Below are 11,931 nucleotides of genomic sequence, written 5' to 3'. Positions count from 1 at the left end.
TCTTATCGCCAAGTCTTTTTGCGTTTCCAGCGAGTGGCTGCCGCAGTGTTGTCTTTGGTTTGTCCCAAATAGAACTCTTTAATATCATCAGAGTGCATCAATTGATCCGCCGAGCCTGCCATAACGATACGCCCTGTCTCTAACACGTAACCGTAATCCGCTGCTGCTAGAGCGACACGTGCATTTTGCTCAACCAGCAAAATCGTCACGCCTTGCTCTTTATTTAATCTACGAATAATGGCAAATATCTCTTGTACAAGTAATGGAGAGAGTCCAAGAGAGGGCTCATCAAGGAGCATAAGAGAAGGCCGCGACATCAGGCCGCGCCCGATAGCTAGCATCTGCTGCTGACCGCCTGACATCGTGCCCGCAGCTTGCGTACGGCGATCTTTGAGTATTGGGAAGTACTCATATATCATCTCAACATCGCGCTTTATTTCACCTTTATCACGCCGAGTATAAGCGCCCATCGCTAGATTTTCCGCGACGTTCAAGAACGGAAATACTTCTCGCCCTTCTGGTACGTGCGAGAGTCCTTTTTTAACCAAGCGATCAGGCTCAGTACCGTCGATACGCTCACCATGGAACCATACTGCGCCCTTGCGAGGATTGATGACGCCAGAGATGGTCTTCATCAAGGTGGTTTTTCCTGCGCCATTAGCGCCCAAAATAGTAACAACCTTGCCTTCTGGTACTTCTAAACTCACGCCTCGCAGCGCCATAACCGGACCATAAGCGGACTCCAAATTTCGTACTTCAAGCACGTTATTCCTAACTTCAGAGTCGACCAGGTTCATCTCAGTAGCAGGCGCGGCAGAGGACATGGGTTTCTTAATAGCTGACATCAGATACTCTCCTGACCAAGATAGGCCTCTATAACCTGTGGATTAGCTTGCACCTCAGCTGCCGTACCCTGAGCCAAAAACTTACCTTCGGCAACTGCCAACACTCGATCTGATACTCGATTTACAAGGCTCATGTCATGCTCTACCATCAAGATAGTCAAACCAAGATCCTTTTGCATATCCTCAATCCACCATGCCATCTCAGAGGTCTCCTCAACGCTCAGACCTGAAGCGGGCTCATCGAGTAAGATAAGTTTTGGATTGGCGGCCAATGCACGAGCAATCTCGACAACCTTTCTAATGCCATAAGGCAGACCTGCTATAAGCTTGTCTCGATAAGGCGCTAACTCCAAAAAGTCTATAATCTTCTCGACATGCAAGCGATGTTCGCGCTCACTGCGGCGCACTTTTGGCAAAAACAGCATATCCTGTATCCAAGACGTGTTGCGCTGCGAATGACGACCGATCAGCAAGTTTTGTAACACGCTTGAATGATCGAACAGCTCAATGTTCTGAAAGGTACGGGCGATACCCAATTTAGCGATATCGTGAGCAGGCAGTGTCGTAATATCAGTGCCGTCAAAGGTAATGCGACCACTAAGCGGCTCATAAAGACGGCTGATTAAGTTAAAAATCGTTGATTTGCCTGCGCCATTAGGTCCTACAATCGTAAATATCTCACCCTCGTTTACCTCAAAGCTAATGTTGTCAACGGCTTTGACGCCGCCAAAAGCAATTGATAAGGAGTCAACTTGTAATAAGCTCATCGCATACGCTCCGTTTTTAGATAAGTTTTGGAGCGGCGAAATAGTCCTTTTCGATATAATGGAAACATCTGAAACCAAGTACGTATTTTTATCCAGATACCATACATGCCGCGTGGCTCATAGATAATCATGATTACAATGACTAGAGCAAATAGTGCGGTATCAATACCAGGGATACTAGTGATACTAGCGCCAGTGCTTTGACCGACGACGTCGCCTAAGATCGCAATCACTTGCGGTAACAAGACGACGACGACGGCACCGAAAAATGCACCGTGTATAGAGCCTAGGCCCCCGATAACAATCTGCAATAGAATGGTTATAGAAATAATAACGGTAAAGCTCTCATAGTTGACCGCTTGCACGAAATGTCCGTACATAGCGCCGCCGATCGCGGTAATCGCACAAGATATACTAAAGGCAAGTGTCTTGGCTTGCGGTACATTGACACCCAGAGCGCGCGCCGAGACTTCGCTGTCTCTAATAGCTAAGAAGGATCGACCAGTACCGCTTCTAAGCAGGTTGATATACCCCAAGGTGACGAGCACCACGAGCGCAAGGCATAAGTAATAAAAGGCCTTTGGGGTAATGTAGCGATCGATAGTATAGCCAAAGAGATTGATCGGAGAGGCAAAGGTACCGCTGATGCCGCCAGTAATCGGCTCAGCTACGATAGCGACGTCTTCGACAATAATACTAAGCGCCAAGGTCGCGATAGCCAGATAGATACCACTCGTTCTCAAGATCGGTCTGGCAATAATAGCGCCGATAACTCCAGTAATGAGCGCACAAGCAATTAACGCAGGGAAAAAATTCCACCCTCGAGCCATCAGTGCCATGTGGCTAAAGGCACCAATTGCCATAAAGGCGGCGTGACCTAAGCTTACCTGTCCGGTGTGACCCGTTAAGAGCATTAGACCGAGTCCGGAGATGGACCAAATCAATATGGCACTCAGCTCACTAATATAATAGTTACTCAGTAACCAAGGCGCCATTAGCAGGAGCAAGAGAAGCAAGCCATACTTTATAAGCTCACGTTTGTCCTCAAAGATATTAATATCTTGATCATAGCTGTGTTTAAACTGGGCTTTCATCGGCAGTACTCATCCTTGAAATATTTTAGTCATCCTTGACTCAAAGCGTCTATACTTTTTTCTGTTTGACCTGAGAAAAGATACCGCCTGGGCGTACGATTAAGACAATAAGCATAACCACATAAGGTGCAATTTGACTTAGGCCTAACGGCAGATAACGGCCTGCAAAGGGCTCTATAACCCCGACTAGCAATCCGCCTGCTAAGGCGCCAGGCAAAGAGCCTAGACCGCCGATTACTGCCGCGGCAAAGGCCTTGATACCGAACAGTAATCCGACAGAGGGCTCAATAGCGCCTTTTGCCGCAAACAAGATACCAGCGAGTGCTGCAACGACACCAGATAGTGCCCAAACGATACCATTGACGCGCTTCACAGGAATACCCATGTAGTAGGCAGCCATTTGGTTTTGACTACTCGCTTGCATGGCAATGCCAAGCCGCGTATGCGCAAAAAAGAAGTATAAAACGGAGGTCAGTACGATGGTAGATACGATAATAATAATGTCAACATAAGCGATACTCAGCGAGCCTAATGCCATCATCTTGCCTGAAAACGGCGTCTGTAGTGAGACAGGACTATGCCCCCAGATGACACCGGCGACAAAGCGCATTAGGAATCCAAGTGAGATCGTAAGAATCACCATCGCAAATTGCGGTTGACCAAATATACCGCGCAGCACAAAGCGATCAAGTAAGTAACCAAATGCGCCCATAATGATGGCAGCAAAGGTGATACCTAATAAGAAAGGAAAGTTGGCTTCATTGGTATTGATAAAGGCTATGCCTAAAAAGGCACCGAGCATGAGCATATCGCCTTGGGCAAAATTAACGGCCTCAGATGCTTTGTATATCAGTACAAAACCTAGTGCCAACAGCCCATATATACAACCATTAGCAATCCCGCTAATGAGCAGTTGTAGGATATCCATAAATTCCCTTTTGTCTTAACATCGTCATCCGTGACTCTGCCTAAATAAGCCATTCGATTGGCTGGCTTTTTGATGAATACTTTTATAGCGCGTCACTTTTTTGAATCAATATGACTTGAAAATCAATTCACTGTGATCTATAAACGTGCAACAGTAGTATTAACAATTAACTCTATTGCTTTCACTTTATAGTAACCAATTATTATTGTCCACAAAGAATACAAGTTTATTTAATAGAGTTATTGATCGATACAACATTAGTAAAGAAAGCTCGCTCAAACATGACATGACATGACTTTTTATCGCTTTAAACGCGCGTTACTTAAAGCAATCACTCCAAAACGTACCGATGATTACCGTGATATAATTTGACCCCTCTGTACTATTGATCTACCCCTATTTTTATCTATCTCTATTCTAGAAGTTATCATCATGAGTCAAACACCAAGCCAAGCACCAAGCCAAGCGCCAACAGTTAAATTAGATCATCAATTCGATGTCATTATTATTGGCGCTGGTGCCTCAGGCTTATACTGCGCGCTTACCGCTGGTCGCCAAGGTCGCCGGGTACTGGTGCTCGATCATGCCAACAAGGTCGGCAAAAAAATCCTCATGTCGGGCGGTGGTCGTTGCAACTTTACCAATTATTTCGTTGAGCCTGAGCACTTCGTCAGTGACAATCCACACTTTTGCAAGTCAGCACTGAGCCGTTATCCCAGTTGGGAATTTATTGGCATGGTTGAGGCGCATAATATCGCTTATCATGAGCGTGAGCACGGTCAGCTATTCTGCGATGATTCTGCGCAAGATATCGTCACTATGTTACTTGATGAATGCGCGGCGGCAGGGGTGCAAATCCGTATTAATACTCAGATCGATAAAGTAGTCGTCACTGATGACAGGCACAAAAACTTTGCGCTATCGACTAGCAGAAAACTCAGTAAAAAAGATATCGCTAATGACGTCAAGCCCTCATCTAATAACTATAGCTGTGAGTCGCTAGTGGTGGCAACCGGTGGTCTATCTATTCCAACGATGGGCGCAAGTGGTCTGGGCTACGAGCTGGCGCAGCAATTTGGTCATACGTTAGTAATGACTGATGCAAGCCTTGTGCCCTTTACCTTTACAGATCAAACGGGCGAGCTTATCCGAGCTTTAGCTGGTATTAGTCTCCCTGTCGTTGCCCGTAATGAGCGCACCTCATTCAAACTCCCGCTGCTGTTTACTCATCGCGGTCTGTCTGGTCCTGCTATGCTCCAGCTATCCAACTACTGGCAGACGGGCGAGAATATCCACATTGATCTGCTGCCTGATATCGATGTCGCAGCCCTACTCCTCTTGCATAAAAAGTCTCATCCCAAACAGCTTATCCGTACGGTTTTGTCTGAGCATACCGATAATGCTTTACCTAAAAAGCTACTCGCGGCTTTGCAATCAACATTGTGGGATAATATTAAAGATATCGAGATTGCTAATATAAAAGATGAGCGCTTAAGCGAGCTTGGAGATGCTATCAATGGCTGGCAGCTCAAACCCTCAGGCACCGAAGGCTATCGCACTGCTGAGGCGACACGCGGCGGTATTAAGACGGATGAGGTATCCTCTAAAACCATGCAAAGTCGATTGCAAAAAGATCTATACTTTATCGGTGAGGTGCTCGATGTCACAGGCTGGCTTGGCGGTTACAACTTTCAATGGGCGTGGGCCAGTGGTTTTGTCTGCGGTAAAGTGGTTTAATTAAGTATATTCACCCTTGATAACCGTGTAGATATACACTATATATCAACTCATAGATGTAGATATTATTAATAATAATGGTTTGATAATATCGTAATTAACTATAACTACGAGGCGACATATGCGTCAAATTCAACACATTCACGGTGACAAACCTTCTCACTGGGTTGGTGATGGCTTTTACGTGAAGCCCTTTATTAATTACGCCAACGGTACACCTGACTTCAATTACGCGCATAGCGATCCGTTTTTGATGCTCGATTATAGCGAGCCTATGGACTTTGCGCCCAATCCAAATTACGAAAGTGAGCCACATGGTGTCGGTCAGCATCCGCACAAAGGTTTTGAGACAGTAACTATCGCTTATGATGGCGAGATTAGCCATGCAGATTCAACTGGTGGACGCGGTGATATCCTAAAAGGTGATGTGCAATGGATGACCGCAGGTCGCGGTATTATTCACGAAGAGTTTCACTCGCCAAATTTTGGACAAAATGGCGGCGTCTTTAGTATGGTGCAGCTGTGGGTTAATTTGCCCAAAAAACACAAGCTCACTGATGCCAAATATCAGACGCTTAAACGCGATGATATGGCGGTTGTTCAGCTAACCAGCAGCAGTGATAAATCAGTTGGTAGAGCCGCTATTATCGCAGGTGACTTGCAAGGGGAAGCGGGTATTGCCTCCACCTTTACGCCGATTAATTTGTGGGACATCGAGTTAGATAGCGAGGGCTCAACCACGCTACACGTGCCAAGCACCCATAACGTTATGATACTAGTGCAACAAGGAGAGCTACTTATCAATGGCATGCTAGTTGATGCCGGCAAGCTGGTTCAGTTCGCTGAGGCTAATGAACAGGGACGGAGCGCTACGGATGCGATTACCTTAACTTATCAAGTAAGCGATAATAACAAAAACAACGATAGTAATTTGGTGCCTGCCAAACTCTTGCTTATGAGCGGTGAGCCTATCGGTGAGCCCGTAGCAGGTTATGGCCCATTTGTTATGAACACGCAGGCTGAGATCAAGCAAACCTTTCATGATTATCAAACGGGGAATTTTATTTAGCTGATAGTGGTTTCTGATTAATAAACGTTACTAATATAAAAAAGCCGCCTTATTGTTATAAGGCGGCTTTTTGTCGACTTAGTTTCTGAATCAGAAAACTGTACCTTCCACAAAAGTTTGTTTCTCAATTGTTTACGCTATGTTAATATAACATTTGTTCGCTAAATTTAGTATTTATTTTTACCATCAGCTGTTCGATCTGACGACAACTACCACAAAGAGACTTTTATGCTTCAGAAAAATAAATCTCATCGTATACTTGCTATAGGTATCACGGCAGCCCTAGTACTAGTAGGCTGTAACGATGATTCAAACAGTAACTCAAACACAACTCCTAACGTAAATAATCCAACCAATCCTAGTGAGACTACAGGAAACCTATTAGGAACCGTAGTCGATCAAATAAGCCTAGAGCCGATAGTAAACGCTATGATTACTGTAGCAGGACAGCAATACACCAGTGATGCTAATGGCAATTTTCAACTTGATAACCTGAAAATAGGCGAAGCGGTAACTTTACTCATTACTGCTGAAGGATATCCAGAGCGTACCTTTACAACATCGGTATCTAATAGTACCGTACTAGAAGTAGAGTATCAGCTCAACAACGACCCTACTATTGTGTCAGTGACTCAAATTGCCTCTGAAGCATTTAACTTAGTGGTTGAAGATTTGGGCGCACAAGTACGCATTCCTGCCAATGCCTTACAACGTGCTGATGGACAACCTATCGTAGGTAAGGTCACTGTTAGTATGGATGTCGTAACGCCAAGCGTTGATTCAGAAGAGATGCCAGGAGGATACGGTATCGTGGGCGGCGGCTTTATGGAGAGCTGGGGCGCACTCATTATTACCGCTCAAGATGAGGACAATAATAATCTAGTACTAGTAGAAGGTAATATGGCGTCATTGGTCATTCCTGTATCAACTAGAAGCTTAGCACCTTTACAAGCGCAGTTACCTTTGTTCTTTTATAATGCTCTACAGCAAGGTTGGGTTCAAACCAGTACGGCAAGATTACAAACTTTGGTTGACGGTACACAGGTTTATACTGCTGATGTCGATGAAATAGGAGCTTGGAACGTTGATGTCGCTATGGATACTATCAATGTTATCGGTTGTGTTGCAGATACTGACGGCGTTCGAATTAATAATGCGCTAGTAAAAGGCGACGGTATCAACTATTCTGCTATTACTACTGCGGCAACTAATAGTAATGGTGATTTCTCATTACCAGTACGCCGTGACAGTAAAATGCTAGTTCTTGCTCAAAATGGCAACCGTACGTCTAATGCCAAATCTATCGTTACCGCAAACGGTAACTACCGTATTACTGATGGTTGCTTAACGGTTAGCACAGAGAACGATAATCTATCCATTCGCCTAACTTGGGGCGCGCAGCCAGAGGATGTGGACTCACATTTACTAACGCCTTCTGGAGATCATATTTTTTTCGGTAATGAAGGTAGGTTGAGTGCAGCACCATTCGCCAATTTAGATATCGATGATACTGATAGCTTCGGTCCCGAATTTATAACCGTACGTAATTTAATGATCGGACGCTATCGTTATGGTGTTGAGAATTTTAGCGAAACAAAGAACCCGGGACTCAAAAACTCTCCTGTTAACGTATTCTTAACTGGTCCGACTATTCGTAGTCGTACGCTGACACCGACATTGAATGACAATAATATCGATAGTATATTTTGGTATTCTTTTGACTTAGTCGTTGATGAACGCTGTAATATCACTTATGAATCTGTAAATCGATGGCTGACAGATGATGAGGCATTGGATACGTTTGAAGTTGTCGAATCTACTCCTCGTTACTGCGTTGCCCCCTAAACTATTTTGAATGGCTAGTTTTTGACGTTAAAAAAGCCGCCTTACTATTATAGTAAGGCGGCTTTTACTGTCTCAATCTATTAAAACTTAGGCTTGTTTTTGATCCAAATACGGATAGTCCGTATAACCCTCAGCGCCGCCACCGTAGAAGCTCTCTGGATGCTGCTCATTGAGCGGCGCATCTTGGCGGATACGATCCGCTAGATCAGGATTAGCGATAAAATCACGACCAAAAGCGGCAGCATCGATGTAGCCTTCGCGCACGTTTCTTTCTGCTTTTTTGGCATCGTAACCACCAGCGGCAATAATCATATTGTCAAAAGCCTCACGAATGCGCTGACGGAAACCGTCATTATAAGGCGTGCCACCTGCCCAATCTGGCTCAGACAAGTGAAGATACATCAAATCGCGCTTGTTTATTTGCTCAATTATCCAAATATTGTCATCTTCATCATAGCCCGCTTCTACTGCGTTAAACGTCCCTTGTGGCGAGAGTCTAACACCCACATGATCGTTGTCCCACACTTCAACACAAGCGTCAATGATATCCAAGGTCAAGCGCGCGCGGTTCTCACGACTACCGCCATATTCATCCTCACGCTTGTTGGTTTGCTCAACCCAAAACTGATGCAATAGATAGCCATGAGCGCCATGTACTTCTACCCCATCAAATCCTGCTTCACGTGCTGTTTTGGTCGCGTGAGCAAAATCTTTGACAACTTGCTCAATTTCATCGAGCGTCGCTGGACGTGGCGGCGTCGTCTCAACGCGGATCGCTTGATTATCGCTGTCACGCAATGATGTACGAGCGCCGACTTCTACATCTGATGCTGATATTGGCGCTTTGCCATCGGGTTGTACGCTATCATGCGATACAAGGCCGGTATGCCATAGCTGAACGACGATCTTGCCGCCTTTGGCATGGACGTTGTCGACGATAGCTTTCCACGCCGTCATCTGATCTTGAGTGTGCACACCTGGTGCGCCTGCGTACCCTTTGGCCTGAAACGACACTTGCGTTGCCTCTGCAATCACAAGACCTGCACCAGCAGCGCGCTGCGAGTAATATTCACCAGCCAAAGCCGTTGGTACATCGCCTGGCTCAACCGCACGCAGACGCGTGAGGGGTGCCATAATAATGCGGTTTTTTAGAGTTTGGGTGCCCATTTTTACGGGTTCAAATAGATTATCATGTGCCATAATAGAAGTGCCTTGATTGTTGTTATAAATAAATGTTCAATACTGTAGATTCAGTACTATAAAGTAATCTGCTACTGACTCTGAAAAGTTTATGAGTCATTGAGTAAATAAAATGTATCTATACTTACGGTTGAATAATACAACGGGTAAGTAAGACATCTCATTGGCTGTTGAACTATATTATGGAGAATAAGACTGTATATTCAATTATAATTTATCAATTCTACTGTTTAATAAAGTTAATCTTAACTATGAAACATGGTTTTAGCAAAAAAAAGACGCTTGATAATAGTATTCATCAAACGTCTTTTTTTAGAAACGAACAAAGCCTTTGCGCTACGATGTAGCCCTAAAACTACTCCACCGTCAGCTCATCAATCATAGCCTTAACCTCGGTCACATATTGACCCAAATCAGGCTCTAAATGAAAGCCCTCTATTGGCACAGGTTTTCCCTTTTGCTTGCCAAGTCTCACGATAACTATATTCTCTTCTGGTAACACTAGTACGCGCTGCCCCAAATGACCCAGCATCGCATAAAACGGAATTGGACTATCCATATCCGTCCACACCGAGTGTCCGTAGATTGGCGCCTGACCGTCTGGGAATGCGGCTGTATTGGGCGTAATCATAAAATTAACGTGCTCTTTGCTCAGTAATTGCTCTCCTTGCCACTCGCCACCATTTAATAATAACTGCCCAAATTTAGCAAAGTCGAGCGCACTGGCATTGAGACAGCAATAGACCTTTTCAATATTCTCAGCGCCATCGAGCGACCAATAGGCGTCGCCTTGCATCCCAAGGGGCTGCCAAAACTTCTCTTGTAGGTAACTAGAGATAGTGTAGCCATGAGCTTCTAACGCTCTCGATAATGCGATACCTAGCATTTGCGTATCGCCTGACGAGTATTCGAACTGACCACCGCAAGGCTCAACAAAATCACGACTGACCATTTGCTTGACCAAATCATGGCCGTAATAAGATTCAGCGGTCGGGTTAATAGGGAAGTAATAATCCTCCGTCCAATCATAGCCTGAGGTCATCGCTGATAAATCGGCAAGGGTACATCTCTGTGCGTATTGACTATCCGCATATTCTGGTAGCCACCTAGTAATCGGCTCATCAATACTACCTATATAACCGTCCTCTACGGCTTTGAGATACAGCATCGTCACGACACTTTTTGCGATAGAGAAGCTGTTGGTATGCGAGTCGCTACCGTAGCCTTGCCAGTAGTTCTCATACATGAGCTTGCCATCTTTGATAATCGCAAAGGCGACGGTCTCATCCGTATCTAAGGCACTTTGCAAAGTGGGCGTGAGTTTGACTTGCTCAAAATTGGCATCTTTTTCCCAAGTGATTGGGTCTTTGGCGCGAATCGTACGGTTATCAAAATCGATATAATCATCGATATTGGCAGTCGCTTCACCTTTGAGATAAGTCAGCTGTAGACCACGGAAGATATAAGCATTGCCAGTCGCTGCTAAGCCTAAACTGACAACGATGAGTAGCGCGACAATAGGTAAAACGATCCATTTGAATAGAGTTTTTAACACAGCCATGCTAAATTCCTTTTTATATGGCAGATTGATAGGGTTTAATTTAGCATGGATGTGGGGTTCTGTGAGGAGGCTTTTTTGAGTAGCAAGCTGTTTCCTGCTCTCCGTTTATATATGCTCATTTAGGCGAGGTGTTGGCTAAGGTTTGTGATATCTCATACTCTGCGAGCCACCGCAAAACCTAACCACCGCAACTCGCCCAAACGAGCAGGATAGCTGCTACTGTAAGAGCTAAAGCGCATCGCAAGGCGACTATTGATATCTAAATATGGTTTTTTAGTTAGCGGCTATTACTTAGGCTGGGCTTATCTATTCAGAACATATGAATCATTCATTTTTTCACATTTATCTAATACAGATGACTTTAGTGTAGCATTAAGCTCTATAGCCTGAAGAAAGCTATCTATCCCATTGTTAACACAATTATATAAAGCAAATGTATTAATTAGCTTAGTTGGCCTTGGATACTTTTTTTCTTCACTTGAAATCTCTTGGTCTGAAAGACTTATATTTTGATAAAATGCTAATCTGAAATGTTTTTCACTATTGAAGTTTTTATGTTCAGCAGTTCCCATATGTAAAAATGAACATCTGGTATTCCATAGATCAGTAGATGTACATCCTACTTTAGTCAAATCACAGTAGGTGTCAATCCACTTTTTAAAGTCAGAACCGCCTGAGAATTCATTTTTTGGTGATATTAACCATCCTAATTGATCTAAATACGTCAAAAACAAAAGTAAGCTTTGTTTATCATAACCAGACTGGTTTAAAACTGTAATTGACTTGTTAAATGAATCAATCATTTCTCTAAGTTTATCCATAAGTATTATATTCCTTCCTCATCTATATGTTGGCAAGCGCAAAGTGGGTTATTTTTTTTCAAGC

At 44.2% G+C, this 11,931-nt stretch carries 10 protein-coding genes; 3 read left to right on the top strand and 7 right to left on the bottom strand.

What is annotated here, in order from left to right:
* Positions 1-2 precede the first annotated feature (2 nt).
* From ACR64G_RS01160 to ACR64G_RS01145, 4 genes are read right to left on the bottom strand one after another with little or no spacing between them, the layout of a single operon-like run.
* Positions 3-845 carry an ABC transporter ATP-binding protein gene (locus ACR64G_RS01160; protein ID WP_435979741.1) on the bottom strand — a complete coding sequence of 281 codons (843 nt, stop codon included), beginning with the start codon at positions 843-845 and terminating at the stop codon, positions 3-5.
* Positions 845-1,612, bottom strand: coding sequence for an ABC transporter ATP-binding protein (locus ACR64G_RS01155; protein ID WP_435979740.1), 768 nt, complete (start codon positions 1,610-1,612; stop codon positions 845-847). Before ACR64G_RS01155 ends, ACR64G_RS01160 begins: the two co-directional genes overlap by 1 nt.
* On the bottom strand, positions 1,609-2,706 hold the full coding sequence (locus ACR64G_RS01150) for a branched-chain amino acid ABC transporter permease (RefSeq protein WP_435979739.1): 1,098 nt from the start codon (positions 2,704-2,706) through the stop codon (positions 1,609-1,611). The genes ACR64G_RS01155 and ACR64G_RS01150 overlap by 4 nt, the downstream gene beginning before the upstream one ends.
* Positions 2,707-2,755: 49 nt before the next feature.
* Positions 2,756-3,634: a branched-chain amino acid ABC transporter permease gene (locus ACR64G_RS01145; RefSeq protein ID WP_435979738.1), complete on the bottom strand. Its 879-nt coding sequence runs from the start codon at positions 3,632-3,634 to the stop codon at positions 2,756-2,758.
* A 432-nt stretch (positions 3,635-4,066) separates the two neighbouring features.
* Between ACR64G_RS01145 and ACR64G_RS01140 the strand changes: the two genes are divergently transcribed.
* The 3 genes from ACR64G_RS01140 (at position 4,067) to ACR64G_RS01130 (ending at position 8,285) form a co-directional block, all read left to right on the top strand.
* The gene (locus tag ACR64G_RS01140) at positions 4,067-5,371 is read left to right on the top strand and encodes an NAD(P)/FAD-dependent oxidoreductase (protein ID WP_435979737.1); all 1,305 of its coding nucleotides are present in this window, start codon (positions 4,067-4,069) and stop codon (positions 5,369-5,371) included.
* A 121-nt stretch (positions 5,372-5,492) separates the two neighbouring features.
* Positions 5,493-6,440 carry a pirin family protein gene (locus ACR64G_RS01135; protein ID WP_435979736.1) on the top strand — a complete coding sequence of 316 codons (948 nt, stop codon included), beginning with the start codon at positions 5,493-5,495 and terminating at the stop codon, positions 6,438-6,440.
* 228 nt (positions 6,441-6,668) lie between these two features.
* Positions 6,669-8,285 (top strand): carboxypeptidase regulatory-like domain-containing protein, encoded by a 1,617-nt coding sequence (locus ACR64G_RS01130; RefSeq protein WP_435979735.1) that lies wholly within the window; start codon positions 6,669-6,671, stop codon positions 8,283-8,285.
* An 87-nt stretch (positions 8,286-8,372) separates the two neighbouring features.
* On the opposite strand, the gene ACR64G_RS01125 is transcribed toward ACR64G_RS01130, so the two are convergent.
* The 3 genes from ACR64G_RS01125 to ACR64G_RS01115 form a co-directional block, all read right to left on the bottom strand.
* Positions 8,373-9,485: an alkene reductase gene (locus ACR64G_RS01125; protein ID WP_435979734.1), complete on the bottom strand. Its 1,113-nt coding sequence runs from the start codon at positions 9,483-9,485 to the stop codon at positions 8,373-8,375.
* Positions 9,486-9,840: 355 nt separating this feature from the next.
* On the bottom strand, positions 9,841-11,046 hold the full coding sequence (locus tag ACR64G_RS01120) for a serine hydrolase domain-containing protein (RefSeq protein WP_435979733.1): 1,206 nt from the start codon (positions 11,044-11,046) through the stop codon (positions 9,841-9,843).
* A gap of 302 nt (positions 11,047-11,348) precedes the next feature.
* Positions 11,349-11,867 carry a hypothetical protein gene (locus tag ACR64G_RS01115; RefSeq protein ID WP_435979732.1) on the bottom strand — a complete coding sequence of 173 codons (519 nt, stop codon included), beginning with the start codon at positions 11,865-11,867 and terminating at the stop codon, positions 11,349-11,351.
* Positions 11,868-11,931 lie beyond the last annotated feature (64 nt).

Source organism: Psychrobacter sp. DM4, from assembly GCF_051307035.1.
GTDB lineage: Bacteria > Pseudomonadota > Gammaproteobacteria > Pseudomonadales > Moraxellaceae > Psychrobacter.
The sequence above is the reverse complement of the archived record's forward strand: the minus strand, read 5'-3'. Positions and strand labels throughout refer to the sequence as shown.

Coding starts and splice junctions, on each gene's coding strand:
- ACR64G_RS01115 (WP_435979732.1), bottom strand. CDS start 11,867: ATGGATAAACTTAGAGAAATGATTGATTCATTTAACAAGTCAATTACA.
- ACR64G_RS01125 (WP_435979734.1), bottom strand. CDS start 9,485: ATGGCACATGATAATCTATTTGAACCCGTAAAAATGGGCACCCAAACT.
- ACR64G_RS01145 (WP_435979738.1), bottom strand. CDS start 3,634: ATGGATATCCTACAACTGCTCATTAGCGGGATTGCTAATGGTTGTATA.
- ACR64G_RS01160 (WP_435979741.1), bottom strand. CDS start 845: ATGTCAGCTATTAAGAAACCCATGTCCTCTGCCGCGCCTGCTACTGAG.
- ACR64G_RS01130 (WP_435979735.1), top strand. CDS start 6,669: ATGCTTCAGAAAAATAAATCTCATCGTATACTTGCTATAGGTATCACG.
- ACR64G_RS01150 (WP_435979739.1), bottom strand. CDS start 2,706: ATGAAAGCCCAGTTTAAACACAGCTATGATCAAGATATTAATATCTTT.
- ACR64G_RS01120 (WP_435979733.1), bottom strand. CDS start 11,046: ATGGCTGTGTTAAAAACTCTATTCAAATGGATCGTTTTACCTATTGTC.
- ACR64G_RS01135 (WP_435979736.1), top strand. CDS start 5,493: ATGCGTCAAATTCAACACATTCACGGTGACAAACCTTCTCACTGGGTT.
- ACR64G_RS01155 (WP_435979740.1), bottom strand. CDS start 1,612: ATGAGCTTATTACAAGTTGACTCCTTATCAATTGCTTTTGGCGGCGTC.
- ACR64G_RS01140 (WP_435979737.1), top strand. CDS start 4,067: ATGAGTCAAACACCAAGCCAAGCACCAAGCCAAGCGCCAACAGTTAAA.